This is a genomic window from Caballeronia grimmiae, assembly GCF_022879615.1.
GTDB classification, from domain to species: Bacteria; Pseudomonadota; Gammaproteobacteria; order Burkholderiales; family Burkholderiaceae; genus Caballeronia; species Caballeronia grimmiae.
The window spans coordinates 625,557-643,347 of sequence record NZ_CP084273.1; the positions used below are offsets into that span (position 1 = coordinate 625,557).

23 protein-coding genes are annotated in these 17,791 nt (G+C 61.9%); 11 read left to right on the top strand and 12 right to left on the bottom strand.

Annotated features, from left to right (window positions below; genetic code table 11):
- Position 1 precedes the first annotated feature (1 nt).
- The 3 genes from LDZ21_RS22125 to LDZ21_RS22135 all read right to left on the bottom strand — a co-directional run bounded on the left by LDZ21_RS22125 (position 2) and on the right by LDZ21_RS22135 (position 3,463).
- Positions 2–1,183, bottom strand: coding sequence for an ABC transporter ATP-binding protein (locus tag LDZ21_RS22125; RefSeq protein WP_244796094.1), 1,182 nt, complete (start codon positions 1,181–1,183; stop codon positions 2–4).
- A gap of 30 nt (positions 1,184–1,213) precedes the next feature.
- Positions 1,214–2,362, bottom strand: a complete 1,149-nt coding sequence (locus LDZ21_RS22130) for an SRPBCC family protein (protein ID WP_244796095.1) — start codon at positions 2,360–2,362, stop codon at positions 1,214–1,216.
- A gap of 174 nt (positions 2,363–2,536) precedes the next feature.
- A complete protein-coding gene (locus tag LDZ21_RS22135; RefSeq protein WP_244796097.1) occupies positions 2,537–3,463 on the bottom strand; it encodes a LysR family transcriptional regulator in 927 nt (308 codons plus the stop codon).
- Between the two features lie 159 nt (positions 3,464–3,622).
- Between LDZ21_RS22135 and LDZ21_RS22140 the strand changes: the two genes are divergently transcribed.
- The 4 genes from LDZ21_RS22140 to argE are packed head-to-tail and all read left to right on the top strand — an operon-like array spanning position 3,623 to position 7,231.
- Complete coding sequence (locus LDZ21_RS22140; protein ID WP_244796098.1) at positions 3,623–4,930, top strand: flavin-containing monooxygenase; 1,308 nt, start codon at positions 3,623–3,625, stop codon at positions 4,928–4,930.
- A gap of 25 nt (positions 4,931–4,955) precedes the next feature.
- Positions 4,956–5,393: a RidA family protein gene (locus LDZ21_RS22145; protein ID WP_244796100.1), complete on the top strand. Its 438-nt coding sequence runs from the start codon at positions 4,956–4,958 to the stop codon at positions 5,391–5,393.
- A 10-nt stretch (positions 5,394–5,403) separates the two neighbouring features.
- Positions 5,404–6,081 carry a DUF1028 domain-containing protein gene (locus tag LDZ21_RS22150; RefSeq protein ID WP_244796102.1) on the top strand — a complete coding sequence of 226 codons (678 nt, stop codon included), beginning with the start codon at positions 5,404–5,406 and terminating at the stop codon, positions 6,079–6,081.
- Positions 6,074–7,231, top strand: a complete 1,158-nt coding sequence (argE, locus tag LDZ21_RS22155; protein ID WP_244796104.1) for an acetylornithine deacetylase — start codon at positions 6,074–6,076, stop codon at positions 7,229–7,231. The genes LDZ21_RS22150 and argE overlap by 8 nt, the downstream gene beginning before the upstream one ends.
- A 13-nt stretch (positions 7,232–7,244) precedes the next feature.
- On the opposite strand, the gene LDZ21_RS22160 is transcribed toward argE, so the two are convergent.
- The gene (locus LDZ21_RS22160; RefSeq protein WP_244796106.1) at positions 7,245–7,736 is read right to left on the bottom strand and encodes a DUF6644 family protein; all 492 of its coding nucleotides are present in this window, start codon (positions 7,734–7,736) and stop codon (positions 7,245–7,247) included.
- Between the two features lie 2 nt (positions 7,737–7,738).
- Positions 7,739–8,089 carry a DUF6152 family protein gene (locus tag LDZ21_RS22165; RefSeq protein ID WP_244796107.1) on the bottom strand — a complete coding sequence of 117 codons (351 nt, stop codon included), beginning with the start codon at positions 8,087–8,089 and terminating at the stop codon, positions 7,739–7,741.
- 279 nt (positions 8,090–8,368) lie between these two features.
- Between LDZ21_RS22165 and LDZ21_RS22170 the strand changes: the two genes are divergently transcribed.
- The 4 genes from LDZ21_RS22170 to LDZ21_RS22185 are packed head-to-tail and all read left to right on the top strand — an operon-like array spanning position 8,369 to position 10,045.
- Positions 8,369–8,542, top strand: a complete 174-nt coding sequence (locus LDZ21_RS22170) for a hypothetical protein (RefSeq protein ID WP_244796109.1) — start codon at positions 8,369–8,371, stop codon at positions 8,540–8,542.
- Between the two features lie 7 nt (positions 8,543–8,549).
- Positions 8,550–8,732: a DUF6726 family protein gene (locus tag LDZ21_RS22175; RefSeq protein ID WP_244796756.1), complete on the top strand. Its 183-nt coding sequence runs from the start codon at positions 8,550–8,552 to the stop codon at positions 8,730–8,732.
- 1 nt (position 8,733) lies between these two features.
- Positions 8,734–9,360 carry a hypothetical protein gene (locus LDZ21_RS22180; RefSeq protein WP_244796111.1) on the top strand — a complete coding sequence of 209 codons (627 nt, stop codon included), beginning with the start codon at positions 8,734–8,736 and terminating at the stop codon, positions 9,358–9,360.
- 16 nt (positions 9,361–9,376) lie between these two features.
- Positions 9,377–10,045 (top strand): flagellar basal body L-ring protein FlgH, encoded by a 669-nt coding sequence (locus LDZ21_RS22185; protein WP_244796113.1) that lies wholly within the window; start codon positions 9,377–9,379, stop codon positions 10,043–10,045.
- Positions 10,046–10,057: 12 nt separating this feature from the next.
- Here the strand turns inward: LDZ21_RS22185 and LDZ21_RS22190 are convergent, their stop codons facing one another.
- Positions 10,058–10,789 carry a response regulator gene (locus LDZ21_RS22190; RefSeq protein ID WP_244796115.1) on the bottom strand — a complete coding sequence of 244 codons (732 nt, stop codon included), beginning with the start codon at positions 10,787–10,789 and terminating at the stop codon, positions 10,058–10,060.
- Positions 10,790–10,944: 155 nt separating this feature from the next.
- On the opposite strand from LDZ21_RS22190, the gene LDZ21_RS22195 reads away from it, so the two are divergent.
- The 3 genes from LDZ21_RS22195 (at position 10,945) to LDZ21_RS22205 (ending at position 13,903) form a co-directional block, all read left to right on the top strand.
- Positions 10,945–11,673 carry a response regulator gene (locus LDZ21_RS22195; protein WP_244796117.1) on the top strand — a complete coding sequence of 243 codons (729 nt, stop codon included), beginning with the start codon at positions 10,945–10,947 and terminating at the stop codon, positions 11,671–11,673.
- A complete protein-coding gene (locus LDZ21_RS22200) occupies positions 11,673–13,010 on the top strand; it encodes an ATP-binding protein (protein WP_244796118.1) in 1,338 nt (445 codons plus the stop codon). Before LDZ21_RS22195 ends, LDZ21_RS22200 begins: the two co-directional genes overlap by 1 nt.
- Before the next feature lie 77 nt (positions 13,011–13,087).
- The gene (locus LDZ21_RS22205) at positions 13,088–13,903 is read left to right on the top strand and encodes a tyrosine-protein phosphatase (RefSeq protein WP_244796120.1); all 816 of its coding nucleotides are present in this window, start codon (positions 13,088–13,090) and stop codon (positions 13,901–13,903) included.
- A 132-nt stretch (positions 13,904–14,035) separates the two neighbouring features.
- On the opposite strand, the gene LDZ21_RS22210 is transcribed toward LDZ21_RS22205, so the two are convergent.
- The 6 genes from LDZ21_RS22210 to LDZ21_RS22235 form a co-directional block, all read right to left on the bottom strand.
- The gene (locus LDZ21_RS22210) at positions 14,036–14,593 is read right to left on the bottom strand and encodes a hypothetical protein (RefSeq protein WP_244796121.1); all 558 of its coding nucleotides are present in this window, start codon (positions 14,591–14,593) and stop codon (positions 14,036–14,038) included.
- Positions 14,594–14,602: 9 nt separating this feature from the next.
- Positions 14,603–14,989, bottom strand: a complete 387-nt coding sequence (locus tag LDZ21_RS22215; RefSeq protein ID WP_244796122.1) for a hypothetical protein — start codon at positions 14,987–14,989, stop codon at positions 14,603–14,605.
- A gap of 226 nt (positions 14,990–15,215) precedes the next feature.
- Positions 15,216–15,518, bottom strand: a complete 303-nt coding sequence (locus tag LDZ21_RS22220; RefSeq protein WP_244796123.1) for a hypothetical protein — start codon at positions 15,516–15,518, stop codon at positions 15,216–15,218.
- Between the two features lie 102 nt (positions 15,519–15,620).
- Positions 15,621–16,163, bottom strand: coding sequence for a flagellar transcriptional regulator FlhC (flhC, locus tag LDZ21_RS22225; protein WP_244796125.1), 543 nt, complete (start codon positions 16,161–16,163; stop codon positions 15,621–15,623).
- Positions 16,160–16,489: a flagellar transcriptional regulator FlhD gene (locus LDZ21_RS22230; protein WP_244796127.1), complete on the bottom strand. Its 330-nt coding sequence runs from the start codon at positions 16,487–16,489 to the stop codon at positions 16,160–16,162. The genes flhC and LDZ21_RS22230 overlap by 4 nt, the downstream gene beginning before the upstream one ends.
- Positions 16,490–16,571: 82 nt before the next feature.
- Positions 16,572–17,720, bottom strand: coding sequence for a porin (locus LDZ21_RS22235; RefSeq protein WP_483305611.1), 1,149 nt, complete (start codon positions 17,718–17,720; stop codon positions 16,572–16,574).
- Between the last annotated feature and the right edge of the window lie 71 nt (positions 17,721–17,791).

The window sequence follows — 17,791 nt, forward strand, 5'->3', positions numbered from 1 at the left end:
GTCAGTTGGCTCCTGCTGGTGCGGTCGTGATGATGGAAGGTGATGGCGCGGTGGGGGATTGAATGGCGGGTGCGCTGCGTGGCGCGGCTGCCGCGAGAATCTTGCAGTCGTCGTGCCGCCAGGCGACCTGAATCACATCGCCGGGTGCGGGCAGTGCATGCCGTTGCGTGTTCGGCACCTTGACGACGATCGCATCGCGCGAACCCAGCGTCAGATGCACGCGATGATGATCGCCGCAGTACACGAGCTCGTCGACGCGTGCGCGCACGACGTTGCAGTGCTGATCCACGTGCGTGCCCTCGGCATCCGGAATATGGGCGCGTTCGGGGCGCAGCGCGAGCATGGCCTCGTCGCCGGCGCGCAGGCCGTGCTCGTAGCGGCCGCGAATCGTGCTGCCATCCGATAGCGCGAGCGTGGCCCACGGTTCATCGACGCCGACCACGCGTCCGGTCAGTCCGTTGTTCTCGCCGACGAAGTTCGCGACGAAGGCGTTCTGCGCGTTTTCATACAGTTCGCTGGGCGTCGCGGCTTGCTGAATGCGGCCATCGGAGAACACGGCGACGCGGTCGGACATCGTGAGGGCTTCGGCCTGATCGTGCGTCACATAGACGATGGTTAGCGACAACTCGCGATGCAGCCGCATGATTTCGTATTGCATCGTTTCGCGCAGGCGCTTGTCGAGCGCGCCGAGCGGTTCATCCATCAGCACGACGCTCGGCTCGAACACGAGCGCACGCGCCAGCGCGACGCGCTGCTGCTGTCCGCCCGACAATTGCGAGGGGCGACGATTCGCGAGATGCGGCAGTTCGATCATCTCGAGCGCACGCTTCACGCGAGTTTTCTGCTCGGCGCGGCTGATGCGCCGCACAGAGAGGGGGAACGCGACGTTCTCGGCAATCGTCAGATGGGGAAACAGTGCGTAGTTTTGAAACACCATGCCGATATCGCGCTGATGCGGCGGCTTGTCGTCCAGCCGCTTGCCGTCCAGACGAATCTCGCCATGCGTGGGCGATTCGAATCCCGCCAGCATCATCAGCGTGGTCGTCTTGCCCGATCCCGACGGCCCGAGCAAGGACAGGAATTCTCCCTTGCGCACGTCGAGGTTCAGATCGTCGACGACATAGTTCGCGCCGTCATACGATTTGCTCACGCCCGAGAACGAGATGAAGGAAGGGTCTGACATCGTGATTGCGTCCTGTCTTTGATGCGATATTCAATGCGCGCCGATCTTGCTTGCCAGATAGCGCGCGAAGTCGTAATTGGGCCGTTCGAGATGACTCAGTTGCCCTGGCCTCGCAAGCGGGGCATGCACGCCGCGAAATACGGCTTCGACGCCGCGCCTGTCTTCGGCGTTGACCTCGTCGAGCAATTGCTTGAGCGTCGCCATATGGGCATTGGCTTCGGGATCGGCAATGAATTCAGGCGCGAGCCCGCCGCCAAAACGGATATGCACTTTCCCGACGCCTTGCGGCTGCAGCACGAGATACCAGAAATAACCGGGCGTGAGCGTGATCAGATGCGTCGGATAGATGGCAAGCAGCGCAGTCGTCTTGCGCCAGTGTCCGGTCAGCCGCGTGTTGGAAGGATGCGCATTGCCAATGGGCAAGCTCGCCTCTTTGGTGATCCAGTGATAATTGAACGCGGGATAGCCAGGCGGGCATTCCATTTCTTCCAGCTTCGAATGCGGTCCGACCGTCGCGCGATGAAGCATTGGCAAGTGGTAACTTTCCATGAAGTTTTCCGCGAGGATCTTCCAGTTGGTGTTCCACACGTGTTCTTCATGGAACGTCTCGATGTAATCGGACATGCCGTATGCATCGATCAGTTCATTCAGCTTTGCGAGCTGCGTATGGACGGGCGGGGCGCTTTGAGCGAGCGTCACGTAGATCCATCCTTGCCATTCCTCGCAGCGAATCTGCGGCAACTTATAGCTTTCCTTGCAGAAGCCCGCTTGCCGGTCCATCAGCGGCGCGCCCTTCAATGCGCCATCGAGCGAGTAGTTCCATGCGTGATACGGACAGACGATGCGGCGTACATTGCCCCGTCCCTCCAACAGCACCGACATGCGATGCAGGCACACGTTAGACATGGCCTTCAGTCGCATGTCCTCGTCGCGCAACACGACGATGGGCTGCTCGCCGATACGCGCCGTCAGATAGTCTCCAGCCGCTTTGAGCGCGCTTGCGCGGCCCACGCATTGCCATTCTTGCGCGAAGATGTCGCGCTCTTCCAGCGCGAGAAAGTCGGGGGACGTATAGACGCCCGGCGGCATCGCGTGCGCATCACCGAATGATCGTTCGCAACCGGTGCGCAGTTCATCGACGAGCGCTTGCAGTGTATTCCTGCCTGCCGGGTCAGCCATAAAGCCCTCCTTCTTTCATTGCATAGAGAGCGCGCCGACGCAAGGCTTCTGCATCGCGCTCCAACATGGTCATCAATCTATCAAGCCAAATTTCCAGCCAAAATATTGTTTTCGGATACAAAGCAAAGTTTTTGGCTATACAGGCATACAAAGTCAATGAGTTGCCGGCGCGTCTCAGGCTTCCAGACGCAAGCGCCGGATGTAGTTCTCACAGAACGACGCAAACCGGTGCACGACCTGTCTCGGCTTCATCGTGCGCGATTGGGCTATGCCCAGCGTCGTCGCGTTGACGCTGTCCTTGAAACGTTTAATCACGAACTCTTCGCCATCCACTGTGCGATTGGATTTGAGCGGAAAGTTCAGCAGGCTATAGCCGAGTCCGTTGGCCACCATGCCGCGCACGACCTCGGGCTGCGAAGAGCGGAACGCGGGCACCGGGCGGCTGCCGACCGCATCGAAGAGGGCGGCGAAATACTCGCGGCTGTGCGGCAAATCGAGCATGACGTAAGGCTCCGGCAGCAGATCGGCAAGCGAGACCTTGCGCGCACGCGCGAGTCGATGTGTCCTCGGCAGGATGGCGTAAGGCGGCAGCGACAGCAGCGGCGTAAAGGCGATGTCTTCCGTCATGTCGAGGCTATAGGTCAGCGCAATATCGAGCGAGCCGTCCTGCAAGCCGCTCAACAGCGCATCCTGGTGTGCCTCGACGGTTCGAAAGGATATGCCCGCGTGCTCTTCAGTGAAGCGGCTGATGAGGCCCGGCATGAGCGGCGGCGCGAGTGAAACCAGACAGCCCAGCGTGATCGCTCCCGTCATGCCGCCGTCCAGTTCTTTCGCGGCCATCTGCAGTTCTTCCGCAATTTTCAGAAGATTGCGCGCTTGCCCGAGGAGATCGCGTCCTGCTTGCGTGAGCGACAGGCCGCTTGCGTGATGCCGGATAAAAAGCTGCACGCCAAAAGACACTTCCAAATCCGCGAGCGCCGTCGAGATGGACGGCTGCGAGATATGCAGCCGCTTGGCCGCAGCCGTGAATGACAATGCTTCGGCGGTGACGACGAAATAGCGTAACTGGCGCAGTGAGTAGCGCAAAGGGTGGCTTTCCATCGCCGATGACTCCATGTTCGATCAGCTTCATTCTGCGGTGCTCAAAATTCCTTGCATAGGCAAATCCGATGCTCGGCATTTTTTTTATATATTTTTCGAATCCTCGCGGGACGCGTAGATTGCCACGCATACGAATCTGCTTTCCTAAGGGACATAGCCATGACAGTGGAAACTACGTCGATCGATACGCTGGTGGTGGGCGGCGGTCAGGCCGGCATTGCGATGAGCGAGCACTTGAGCAAAGCGGGCGTTCCGCATCTCGTGCTCGAACGCGCCCGCATTGCGGAGCGCTGGCGCACAGGACGCTGGGATTCGCTCGTCGCCAACGGGCCGGCCTGGCACGACCGTTTCCCTAATCTCGAGTTCGGCGAGTTCGACCCGAACGGCTTTGCGTCGAAGGATCAGGTGGCGGAGTATTTCGTCGCATACGCGAAGAAGTTCGATGCGCCGATCCGCACGGGCGTCGAAGTGAAGAAAGTGGTGCGCAACTCAGGGCGTCCCGGCTTCACGGTCGAGACATCTGACGGCACGGTTGAAGCAAACCGAGTCGTCGTCGCGACGGGTCCTTTTCAGCGCCCGGTCATTCCGCCGATTGCGCCACGAGACACGCGACTCACTCAAATTCACTCCGCCGACTATCGCAATCCACAGCAATTGCCCGAAGGCGCGGTGCTCGTCGTGGGCGCGGGCTCGTCGGGCGTTCAAATTGCCGATGAATTGCAGCGTGCGGGAAGGCAAGTCTATTTGTCCGTGGGGCCGCATGATCGCCCGCCACGCGCGTATCGCGGACGCGACTTTTGCTGGTGGCTCGGCGTGCTTGGAGAATGGGATGCGGAAGTCATGCGGCCGGGCAAGGAGCACGTGACCATCGCCGTGAGCGGTGCGCGCGGCGGGCATACCGTCGATTTCAGGCGTCTCGCGCATCAGAGCGTGACGCTCGTCGGCCTCACGAAGGCATTCGATGACGGCATCGCCACGTTTCAGCCTGACCTTGCGGACAACATCCGGCGTGGCGACGAGAACTATCTCTCGCTACTGGACGCAGCCGACGCTTATGCTCGGCGCAACGGGCTCGATCTTCCGCAAGAGCCGCACGCGCGCGATATTCCGTCCGATCCGCCGTGTGTGACGCAACCCATTCTCGGGCTCGATCTGGCGCAGGCGAATGTCACGTCGATCATCTGGGCGACGGGCTACGCGGTCGACTTCGGCTGGCTGCAAGTGGACGCATTCGACGAGAAAGGAAAGCCGAAGCATCAGCGCGGGGTGTCGAAGGAACCCGGCGTCTATTTTTTGGGTTTGCCGTGGCTCTCGCGGCGCGGTTCCGCGTTCATCTGGGGCGTGTGGCACGACGCGAAGCACATTGCCGATCACATCGTCACGCAGCGCAAGTATCTCGCTTACTACGATGCCCAAATGAAAGAGCCAGGCGATGCACCCGCGCTGAAAGTCAGCGAAGCGATTTAACTGAGTCCCAAGAAAAGGTGTATTGATGAGCCAACCCACGCACACCCGTATACGCATGTTCAATACGAAGGATACGTATCCCAATCAGACGCTCGATAACGATCTTTGCCAGGCCGTACGCGCGGGCAATACGGTCTATGTGCGAGGTCAGATCGGCACGGACTTCGAAGGCAATCTCGTTGGTCTCGGCGATCCGCGTGCGCAGGCCGAGCAGGCGATGAAGAACGTCAAGCAGTTGCTGGAAGAAGCGGGCAGCGATATGTCCCACATCGTGAAGACGACGACGTTCCTTACCGATGTGCGCTATCGCGAACCTGTGTATCGTGAAGTCGGGAAATGGCTAAAGGGCGTGTTTCCTATTTCGACCGGACTCGTCGTCGTAGCATTGGGCCAGCCGGAATGGCTGATGGAAATCGATGTAATTGCGGTCATTCCCGATGGATGGACGCGGCCTTCCGCGTAAAGGAGCGTAGATGACATTCTCGATTGCCGGACGTTGCGAAAAGACGGGGCAGCTTGGCATTGCCATCAGTTCTTCGAGCATCGCGGTCGGTGCGCGGTGTCCATGGCTGCGCGCGAATGTCGGTGCGGTAGCGACGCAGAACGTGACGCTGCCCGCGCTTGGCCCTTTGATTCTCGATCATCTGAATGACCGCGAAATGGATCCTTCCGTTGCGCTCGATCGTGCGTTGGGAACAGACGCGTATAGCGATTATCGGCAAGTCACCGCGCTCGACGCGCGAGGCCGCACCGCGTTCTTTAGCGGCAAGCAGGCACTCGGAATCAACCACGCGGTGGCAGGCAATCAATGCGTCGCGGCCGGCAATATGCTGACCAGCATCGACGTGATAGGAGCGATGACGCCTGCATTCGAACGCACATCGGGCGCGCTTGCGGACCGGCTGCTTGCCGCGATGCGTGCTGCAATGGAGATGGGCGGGGAGGCAGGGCCGGTGCATTCGGCTGCACTGAGGATCGTGGGCGATCAGGTCTGGCCTATCGTCGATTTGCGCATCGACTGGGCCGATGACGACCCCATCGGCAAGCTCGCAGTTCTATGGCAAGCCTATGCGCCGCAGATGCAGGACTACATCACGCGCGCATTGAATCCGACCGCCGCGCCGAGCTATGGAGTGCCGGGCGATGAATGACTCGTCGAGCCGTGCGCTGCTCGAAAAACTCATCGGCTTTGCCACGGTCAGCCGCGATTCGAACCTCGAGATGATCGCGTTCATCCGCGATTATCTGAAACAACATGGCGTCGAGAGTGAGTTGTTCTATAACGACGCTCGCACCAAGGCGAATCTCTTTGCGACCATCGGTCCGCGCGATCGTGGCGGCATCGTGCTGTCGGGTCATACGGATGTCGTCCCGGTCGACGGTCAGGCGTGGACGGTCGAACCGTTTCGCATGAGCGAGCACGAAGGCCGTTTATACGGACGCGGCGCCGCCGATATGAAGGGCTTTATTGCGTCGGTGCTGGCAGCAGTGCCGCATTTCGCCGGACGTGACTTGCGCTTGCCCGTGCATCTCGCTTTCTCATACGATGAAGAAGTGGGCTGCCTGGGCGTACGTCCCATGCTCGCCGAACTCGAAAAGCGACCGCATAAGCCCGTGCTTTGCCTTATCGGCGAGCCGACCGAACTCAAGCCAGTCCTCGGTCACAAAGGCAAGCTCGCGATGCGCTGTCACGTGAAGGGCGCCGCCTGTCATTCGGCGTATGCGCCGTATGGCGTCAATGCCATTCAATATGCAGCGCGTCTCATCAATCGTCTGGAGGTAATTGGCGAGCAGCTCGCGCATCCGCAGCCTCATGACGAGCGATTCGATCCGCCATATTCGACTGTGCAGACCGGTGTGATCAAGGGTGGCCGGGCGCTGAACATCGTGCCCGAGGAATGCGAGTTCGACTTCGAAGTGCGCGCGCTGCCGGGCTTCGATGCAAATGAGGTCGCCCATCATCTGCAAGACTACGCCGAGGCGGAACTCGTTCCACGGATGCGCGCGGTCAAGCCCGATACCGGCATTCGTTTGCAGCCGCTATCTGCGTACCCGGGATTGGCGACATCGCCTGAAAGCGATGCAGCGCGTCTTCTTGCGCAGCTTTGCGGGTCGAACGAATTCGGCACCGTGGCGTTCGGCACGGAAGGCGGTTTGTTCGATCAGGCGGGCATTCCTGCGGTCGTATGCGGGCCGGGCAGCATGGACCAGGGCCATAAGCCCGATGAGTTCGTGACCATCGAACAACTCCACGCCTGCGATGCCATGTTGACACGCCTCGCGGATCATCTCGCGCAGTGAGCAAGCGATACCGTCATTGATAAGCGAGCAGCCGCCCCAGCACGCCCGCCGATGGCCACAATAGCAAGGACAGCGCCGCCTGCACGCGCCCGGTCAACGGCGGCTGCTGGTCCCAGTCGACGAGCCGCCTCGACCAGATGCGGCGAAACGCGAATGCGTTGATCAGCCCGAGCACGATGCAGCACAGCTTCGCTTGCAGCAAGGCATTGCGATGCAGCGGGACCGCATCCGCACAGAAAAGCATTGCGCCGCTTGCGATCAGCAACACGAGACCAGTCGCCGCATAGGGCGTGAGTGCGTCGGACACTGCGGCAATCGGGAATCGCCGGCCGAAGCCAAGCAAGCGCAGATCGAGTAAGCCGATAGGCCCGATCAGGAGCGTCAGTCCAAGCAAATGAATGAGATTGACGAGGGGATACGCCCACGGCGAACTGCGAATCCATAACGCAAAAGCCGACGCTTCTACAGACGCCGCGAGCGAGGCCGCTGAAGTGGCCAGCTCCATTGCTAACGCAGTTCGACTGTCTTGCCATCCAGCGTAATGCGTTCAGCGCGCAATTCATGCGTTCCATCCGAACGCGGATAGCCTTCGATGCTGACGACCTTGCCCGCCGCTAACGAATCTCTCGGCAGACCACGCGACTCCATGCGGCTCACCGGAGCCAGCACGACATTCCAGCGCGCACCCTGATAGTCGATCGCCGCTTCCACGTGCGGATTGCGATACTGAACATCGACTAGCGGGGCCTCGATCTTCACCGTCTTCGAGACGTCGTAGGAACTCCATCCGTGGTGCGCCGATGCCGTCGCGACGGCGAGTGCGGCAGCAGCGCCCATCAGGCAGTGTCGAATGCGCATGTCATCACCTTTGTCCGTGTCCGGGTGTGCGGCGCGTGATTCCGTCGATGTCTGGAACCCGGACGCATCCGATCACTATAGAAACTTTCGACAGCATTTTGCAAGGTAGACAAGAATGCGTCGCGGGGGGAAAGGGCGCTACGCATCATTTCTAACGCGCTGTAACCGCTGGTAAGCAGCGGCGAAAAGCGCAATCACATCGCGCGATCGCGTGACCGTGCGCAACGCCACAATGCGATGGTCCCTTTTTTAGGGCTTTCTCGCACAGGAGCGCACACGATGAACGTCACCAATCCACTCGCCACACACGCGCCGCAGGCAAGCGCATCGACGCTGCCTATCAAGCGCGGCCAGAACGCCGCCACCGGCGCCAGCCCCGCGACGTCACCGGCAGCGCCAGCCAAGCCGTCCAATCCCGCGCATCTCGGGGCCACCATCGACACTACGGCCTGAGCGATTCATGCAAACGCGCATCAAATCCGCGCTGCTGCTCGCGATTGCCGCCGCATGCCCCTTCATGCTCGATGCTTGCGCGGTCGCCGCGCTGCCATGCCGCCTGACATCCGCGACGCTGAAGATCGTGCCCGTCGTCGGTCATGCAGCGGCGACGCCTTTCGATGCCTGCGCCGCCGCGATCGACTGACATGCACAATCGTTTTCGACGCATTGCGGCGCGCGCCGTCATTGCAACGCTCATGCTGCCGGTGCTCGCGCACGCAGAAAAACCTTACGCGTTTCGCGGCCTGCAGTTGGGCGTATCGCTCGATGACTTCCGTCGCCACGAACATGCACGCGCGCTTCCGGCCGGCAGTCTCGCGATCTGCACGACGGACCCCGAAGCCGCTTCGCTCGGCATGGAACTGAGCGATCCGCATGGCGTGTCCATCGCGTGCAAGTGGGCGCATCGGACGCAGGAAGGCTGGCGTCCATCGCAGGCGGTCGTCGATTGTGCGCCGTCGTTCGATCACGTGATGCGCTTCGCCGCGATGCCAGGCGAAAGCGAGCCGCTTCTTTATCGCATGTCCTTCGTGTTCGACGCGCACCTGGCCAGCGATTTCGCCGATGCGCTCGCATCGAAGTACGGCGCGAGCCGCGTCAAGCGCGAGCACGGCTATACGCGATACATCTGGGAAAACGCCGCAAGCACGATCACGCTCGAAGCGAATGCGGGCGCAACGACGGCGCGCGTCATCTATCGCCTGAAAGACCACGAAGCGTGGCTCGCGCGACTCACCGAACAATGGCGTGCGGCTGCCGCGGATACGCCCTGAACAGGAACATCACATCATGAGAATCGCGCTTTCGGCATGCGCGGCGCTGGCGCTATGCGCGTGCTCGTCCACGTCGTCGTCTTCGCGTTCGATCGTCGAGATGCCGACTTTCGCACCGAGCGTCTCGCAACCCGTCAACGTCAACACGCAAGGCGCAATCTTCCAGACAGGCAGCGCCTACTCGCTCTATGAAACGCCGCGCGCGCAAAAAGTGGGGGACGTGCTTACGATTCGCCTGTCAGAGTCCTATCGGGGCAGCAATTCCGCCGATGCGAAAGCGAGCCGCGACAGCTCGATCAGCGCCGAGGCCGCCGACAAGAGCACCGGCGCAGCGGCGCGGCTTGCGCGGCTCTTCAACGTAGGCTCGGCATCGACGAGCTTCAACGGTTCGGGCAGCACGTCGAGCATCAGCGCGATGGACGGCACGCTCGCGGTGTCGGTCATCGGCACCTTGCCCGGCGGCAATCTGGTGGTCGCGGGCGACAAGATCATTGCGATGGGCGGCAATCAGGGCCGCATGCGCTTCTCTGGCATCGTCAATCCTAAGGATGTCGAAGCAGGTAACTACGTCGCATCGAACAAGGTGGCGAACGCACGTATCGAACAGGTCGGCGTGGGCATGCTCGCGGATTCGACCACGATGGGCTGGCTTCAGCGCCTCTTCATGAGCGTGCTCACGTTTTGATTCAGGCGGGCGTCACAAGGGCGGCGCGTGCTCGGCTGCGCCCGGATCGCCATGCGGCACGAAGATATAGCCGCGTCCCCACACCGTCTGCACATAGCGCGGCTCGGACGGGTCTGTTTCGATGAGACGCCGCAGCCGCCAGATGGCGACGTCGAGACTGCGATCGCGGTTCGCGCTGTTGCCGCGCATCCGTTCGTTGAGTTGCGCGCGCGTCAGCACGACCATTTCGTGCCGGATGAGAATCTTGAGCAACGCGAACTCCGCAGAACGCAGCGGCAGCCGCGCACCGTCGCGGCGCAACTCGCGTGCGGTGAAGTCGATTTCGAACGGGCCGAAGCGATAGGCGGGCCGCATCTCCGGCGCGCCCGGCGCATCGACATGACGGCGCCGCAGGACCGAGCGTATGCGGGCGAGCAGCTCGCGCGGATCGAACGGTTTCGACAAATAATCGTCGGCGCCGAGTTCGAGGCCGATCACGCGGTCGATCACATCCGAACGAGCGGTCAGCAAAATCACCGGTACGTCCTCGCCGGTACTGCGCAGTTCCCGCAGTGCGCTGATGCCGTCCTTGCCGGGCATCATCACGTCGAGCACGATGAGCGACGGACGCTCGGCTTCGATGCTGCGCTTCAGCGCCGCGCCATCGTGCAGCACCGACACGGCGAAGCCGTGGCTTTGCAGATATTCGCGTACGTGGTCGCGCACCACGGGGTCGTCATCGACTATCAATACATGTTGAGTCATGGGCCGCATTCTATGCGCGGCACTATGCAAATCGCGATACGAAAAGCTTTCCGATTCTTTCCCGGTGACTTCCTGTGAGCCCTCGTAAGAATCCGTAATGTCATTGCTTATTAGAAGAGAGGCCTGTTTTACAGGCTCGCCATTACAATTTCGGGATGGCTATTTCGGTTCTCATTGTCGACGACGATTCCGTGGTGCGCGACCTGCTGCGCCAGTTCCTGCACGAACGCGGCGTACAGGTGTCCGTGCTGCATGACGGCAGTGGGCTCGCGCATCGGCTCGAACTGGAGCGGCCTTCCATTGTCGTGCTCGACATCATGATGCCGAATACCGATGGCCTGCGCGCGTTGCGGATGTTGCGCGCAAACGGCGACGATATCCCGGTGATCCTGCTCACTGGCCGCACGAACGTGAACGACAAGATTGCGGGTCTCCAGGCGGGCGCGGACGATTACCTCGCGAAGCCCTTCGATCCGCGCGAGCTGCTCGCGCGCATCGAGACCGTACTGCGCCGTCGCGCGAGCGTGCCGAGCCGTCCCGAGCCGTGCGCGCGCGAACGCGTCGGCCGCTTCGAACTGGATTTCGTGACGCGTGCGCTGGTCGATGGCGACGAGCGCATCGCGCTGCGCGACAGCGAGTTCGCGCTGCTCAAGATCTTCATGAAGCATCCGTATAAGGTGCTTTCGCGCGTGCTCATCCATGATCTGCTGCGCGGCGACGATCTCTCGTTTCGCGATCGCGGACTCGACGTGCCGATCTGGCGGCTGCGCCGCATCATCGAGGACGATCCTTCGAGTCCGCGTCACGTGCAGACCGTGCGAGGTCAGGGCTATGTGTTCGTGCCCGATGTCGACGGCGCCGCATTCGACTCGCGCGTGGTCTGATGCGTGTGCAGGCGGTGGTCCGGTGGCTGCGTCTTCAGGCGGCGGGCGTCTGCAACACGCTCTTCGGCCGCACGGCGCTCATATCGATCGTCGTGTTGTTGATCGTGCAGGGCGGATGGTTCGCCATCCTGATGAATCAGGGAAAACGTAACGAAGCCGATGGCTATGCGCGCGGCTTGCTGCTCGTACTCGAAGCGGCACATAGCGATGCCGCGCTCGATGGCCGCCTCGCTCGCGCGATGCGCGTGCATACGGTGCCGGTGTGGAACATGCCGAAGCCTGTCGAATTGCATGCGCCCGCCGGAACGCGTCACGCGCATCTCGCGCGGCAGCTGGAAGAAGGGCTTCCCGCCGGCACGCGCATCGCGGTCGATACCGATGCGAACGCGATGTCGCGCCTGTGGGTGCGCTATCCGTCGAGCAGCTTCTGGATCGTCACCCCGATCGACGTGCCGCATCCCGCGCCGTTCGTCGCAGAGTCGGTCGTCATGTTGCTCGGGGCCGTTCTCCTGTCGCTGATTGCGACGTGGCAATTGCAGCGTCCGCTCGCACGCGTCGCACAGACCGCCCGACGCTTCGGCGATGGCGAGCGTCCCGCGCCCGTCGAAGAGAAGGGGCCGCGCGAGTTGCGCGAACTCATCGGCTCTTTCAACCGGATGATGCGCCGCGTGTCAGACGCCGAGGACGACAAGACCGTGATGCTCGCGGGCGTCGCGCACGATCTGAAAGCGCCGCTCACGCGTCTGCGCCTGCGCGCAACCGTGCAACAGGACGACGCTTCGAGCGGACGCAAGGACACGCTGCGCGATATCGACTCGTTGACGCGCATCGTGCAGCAGTTTCTCGAGTTCGCCGCACGCGCGCCGGCGGATACATCGGTAAGCCATGTCGATGCGTTCATCGCCGAGCAGTTTCCCGCGCCCGACGATGGCGGCAATGCATTGTTCTCGCTCGCGCTCGAAGCGGGCGACGCGTTCTGCCTGCCGCGCACAGTAATCGACCGGTTGATGACGAACCTCGTCGACAACGCGCTCGAACATGGCGAACCGCCAGTCGAGATTCGTACCGCGCGCCTCGCCGATGCATGGCTCATCGAAGTAAGCGATCACGGCCCCGGCATTCCCGACGAGCGTATTGAAGATGCGATGCGGCCGTTCGTCCGGCTCGATCCGGCGCGCAGCGGCGACGGTCATTGCGGCCTCGGACTGGCGATCGTCGCAAGGCTCGCGCGCGAACTAGATGGAAGATGCGAAATCGGCAACGCGGCGGGCGGCGGGCTGATCGTGCGCATCATCTTGCCTGACCCAGATGCGCGTGCGCGGTCGCTTCGATCATAAGAACAAAACCTATGTCCCTCTCTTCCTTATCGGTTTCGTCGTCGCGCCGTCGCTTCTTGCGCAGCAGTGCGAGCGCCATGCTTTTCGCTGGCGCGGGCACGAGCCTGCTTTCCGCGTGCGGCGGCGCGAGCGACAGCGCCGCCGTGCCCGAAGCGCCGCGCTTGACGTCGATAGAAAACTTCCGCGACATGGCCGGCACGGGCGATGGCTATCCCACAGCCGATGGCCGTCGCGTGCGGCGCGGCGTGTTCTATCGTTCCGGCGCGATGAATGCGGACGATGCGGACCTGATCGCGATCCAGCATCTATCGCTAGTTACGATCCACGATCTGCGCACGTTGAACGAAGCCACGGTCACGCCGGATCGCGTGCCTGAGGGCGTATTGCGCGAGACGCATGAGATCGCGCCCATCGACATAACCGCTGAGCGTCCCACGGATGCCGCGGTCGCACTCGCATGGATGATCGACCATCAGCGCCAGATGATCGCTGATGCGACGGCGCGCGCACAGTTCGGCGCGTTGCTGACGCGGCTCGCACGCACGGCGGGGCGGCAAGTCGTGCACGGCGCAACGGGCAAGGACAGAACGGGCTGGGCGGCGGCGCTGATTCTTGCCATCGCCGATGTGCCGCTCGATGTGATCATTCAGGACTATCTGGTGACGAACGTCGCGGCGGAGGCGCAGATTGCGGCGCGCATGTCGGCGCATGCGGCGCGCGTGGGCGTGCCGCTGCTTGCTGTCGCGCCGCTGCATCAGGCGCTAAGTTCGACCATCGAATCAGCTTTCGATGAACTTCAGAACCGTTTCGGCACATTGAACGAATATCTCACGCGCGGTCTGGCGCTCGGGCAGAGCGATATCGCCATGCTGCGCGCCAAGCTCGTGCATTAGACGCCATCGCTCGAAAAAGACCGGCTCGTCTGCGCCCGCAAAACGAGCCGGAAACGAGGACGTATCCAGAGGCCGGGCCAGAATAGCATCGCCTGCGGGCAAGTCTTGCCTTGTGAAAGGCACGGAAAGGAACTACGGCCCGCGCGACGCCACCATCTTGTCGACGAGCGCATCCACTTTTTGCTGCGCGCTCGAGAAGCGATCGAGCGTGTAACCATGCGCCTGATAACGCGCCGTCACGAGTACGTGCCCCTGACGCAACAAGGTCAGGTCGATGGCGGACAGATACGCTTCGGGATCGTCGCTGAAGCTCGGATTGCCCCAGCTCGTGGTCGTTGCATAGACGAGCATCGCTTCGCAGCCGGGCGGCGACGTGCCGGGGTTATAGACCATCGAATTGACACCGCGACGCTGCAACGCTATCTGCAGCACGGGGACGATATCGCCGGCGGGCATCGTCTGGTTCAGTTCGATGCAGATGGATCGCAGCGAGGCGGGCGCACCCATGACGTAGTTCGGCGACGAGTACTTCGATGCGACCGACATGCCCGCCTGAACCAGTGAGCCCGCGGTATCGGCGGCGGTGAGGAGCGTCCACGTGCAACCGGACGATACGCTCGCGCATACGGCGATTGCAACGCATCGTATGGATCGCCGCAGCGCGTGCGTGAGCATGCCGGTTGTGCGCATCGTGTCGACTTAACGCACTACGCGCAGACGCAGCGACGAAGGACCGTCGATGCTCGCGGTCAGACTCACAGCATGCCTTGCCGTTTCGTCGCGCACGATGAAGTGCTGGCGCGTCCCGGTGTTGACGTCATGGCGCACATCGGGAAAGCATGCGGCGATATCCGCGCCGAGTTCCTGCAGCGGATCGGCGACTACGCCATCGGCGCCCCAGTGCGCCTTCCAGCGGCAATCGTAGACATGGCGGCTGCCGCGGCATGTGCCTTGACCGGGCGATCCAGCGGGCATCAGCGCGGCGTTCTTGCCAAGCGTCGCGAAGGATTCGGCCGCGACGATGGACTTCAGTGCGGAGCAAACATCCGGCAACTCTTCCGCCGATGCGTGCAACATGGGCAGCATGAGCGCGAAGCCGGCGAGCACGGCATGCAATGAAGAATGGAGAGACTTTCTATGAGTATGAGCGTGCATGAGCCTGGACGTTTATCGTTGAAAAGCCGCTGCGTGCGATGAAAGGGTTCACGCAGCGTGCATCGATATGTTCGCTCAGCACATCCGCAATCAATGCGGCGAGAAGCGTTACGGGTGACGAGGTTCTTTCCGGATGTTATCGAATCTTTCCGGACCATCAGATAAATAGCGAAACGATCTTGCCAACGGTGACTGCCGCCGCGACCCACTTGCCGGCGGTATAAAACGCGTTGGTGTCGTCGCTGGATGTGCCGGGGCTATCGAGGCCGAGCGCGCCCGATGCGAACTGCCTGACCGACGAGGCCGCCGCCTCTGTCGCTACCGGTGCTGGTTCGACTGCCCGTGCCGTGACCGTGTCCGGTGCGGTCGGCTGTTTCATGGCGTCGGCGTCGGTGTCGCGTCGCGGGGGCATGTCAGTCATGCCCGCATAAGGGGATGGAGTCGAACTGCCGATCTGCATCGTGTGCCTCTTCGAAAGACGTTTTGCCAGTCCGGCATAACGGCGCATGCCCGACGCGCTTGAGGCTGTCGATCCTTTCGAATCCTTACCCGTCTTGCGCGATCAAACGGTCTTGCCCGCTCGCGATGGAGGTTGGCACAGACCGCATGTGAAGTCATCGCATGCATGCCCGATGAAGCGGCCGCCGCAGCGCGTGCATGTGTTGAGATGCAGCACGCCTGCATCGAAGAAGCGCGACAGCGTCCAAGCCCTCGTGAAAGACAGCACGGCCTCTTCGCCATGCGCGCCCACCGTCTGAAGATAAAGCCGATAGCTCTCGATGAGCGCACGCAGCGTCGCGCGTGCGTCGGTCCCGGCGACGAGCGGGCGGACGTTACGAAAGATCGAATGAAAGAGCGACGAATGAATATTGGGCCGCCACGTGAGAAACCAGTCGGCCGAAAAGGGCAGCATGCCCTTGGGCGGCGATACGCCTCTGACTTCCTTGTAGAGCTTCAGCAGCCGGTCACGCGAGAGAGTCGTTTCCGCTTCGAGCAATTGCAGCCGCGCGCCGAGCCGGATGAGTTCTTCGGCGAGCTTGATTTCTCGCACTTCCGCCACGATGCTCTTGCCTGCGACAGGCGCGCGCGCGGAACTAGCGTTCATGACCTGCGCTTGCACGCTTCTTCTCCGAGGACGATCGAAACATGAAGATGCGAGAGCGGCTTGCGTTGATCGCTATCGACCAGTGCGCTGAGCGTCGTGACATCGTTGAGCCGCAATTGCCAGACGAGTTCGGTCGATTCGGCGAGGCGTCGCGTTTGCGCGGGCGTCAACGCCGACAGGATGCGCGCGGCGGTATCGTCCAGCCCGAGCCGGTACACAGCCATGATGCGGTCCTCATCGAGCAGGCGTCGTGCGAGCAGCAGATAGGCGAGGTTGAGTTCGCGAATCTGCGCGAGGCTTTCCGGGGCGATTGTCATCGTTGACATGTGTTCGATGATGGGGAAGCGGGCGCATCGCCTCTCGCGCGATGCGCCCGCTCTTGCTCACGGTGTTACGAGATCAATCGCATCAGAAGCGATGGCGCAGGCCGACCGTTGCCGACACCTGACTATTCGACGACGAGGCAGACAGTCCGTTGATCGCAGCGTTGATGCCGGAATCGCCCACATCGCTCACGTGCTGATACACGCCTTGGAGATAGACGTCGGTACGCCTGGACAGCGCGTAAGCGGTTTGCAGGCTGAACTGATTCCACTTCGGATCGACGCCATCGAGATGGCCGTCGGTGAACGTGTATGCACCGGACAGCGACCATGCGGGCGTGAGGTTGTAGCGGCCGTTCAATTCATAGTTGGTGAAGCGCGCGCTGCCGCCGTCGAGCGTGATGCCGCTGGTCGTGCCCGATGCCGATGCGCCAATGCCCGTTGCACCGTCGAGGCGCGTTTGCGTGAACACGAAGCCCGCTTGCGCCGGCCCGAACGCATAGCTGATGCCTGCGCCGAACGTGCGTTGACGCGCTGCGCTGAACGTGGCGTCATCGCTGACCGCGCCGCTTGCGTTCAGCGTCGCGCCCGCGTTGTTCAACTGCATGTAGCTCGCCGCCACGTTCAACGGACCGTAGTTGTACGACGCACCGACGCTATAAGCGCGGTTCGTTGCAAAGCCGCCCGCATCGTTCGAGAAGCCGTAAAGGCCGCCGAACTTGAAGCCGGCATAGTTCAGGCTTTGATACTTGACCGAATTGCTGATGCGGAACGAGTTGTCGAGGTTGTCGTTATCGAACGGATGCGCTGCCTGCGTGCCGCCGTATTGCGTGCCGGTGAGAGCCAGCGGGCCGAGATAATCGACGACGGAATCGTATTGACGGCCGAGCGTCAGTGCGCCCGCGACGTTGCTCGACAGTCCGACGAAAGCCTGTCGGCCGAATTCACGGCTGTTCTGCCCGAGCTTGCCGTTCATGATGTTGAAGCCGTTCTCAAGGGTGAAGATCGCCTTGAGGCCGCCGCCCAGGTCTTCCGCGCCGCGCAGGCCCCAGCGGCTGCCATTGACCGCTCCGCTCGTCGCTTGAACGTTGTGCGATCCGCCTTGATTGTTCGTGTAGGTCAGGCCCGCGTCGATGAGGCCGTATAGCGTCACGCTGCTCTGTGCATGCGCTGCGCTTGCAATGGTGCCGAGCGCGGTCAACGCCGTGAGCGTCTTGAACGCATTCGAGGCAATAAAGAATCTCTTCACTCTGTTTCTCCAGGATGGCTAGTGCGTCGGTCGACGCGCCGCTCGCATGCATCGGC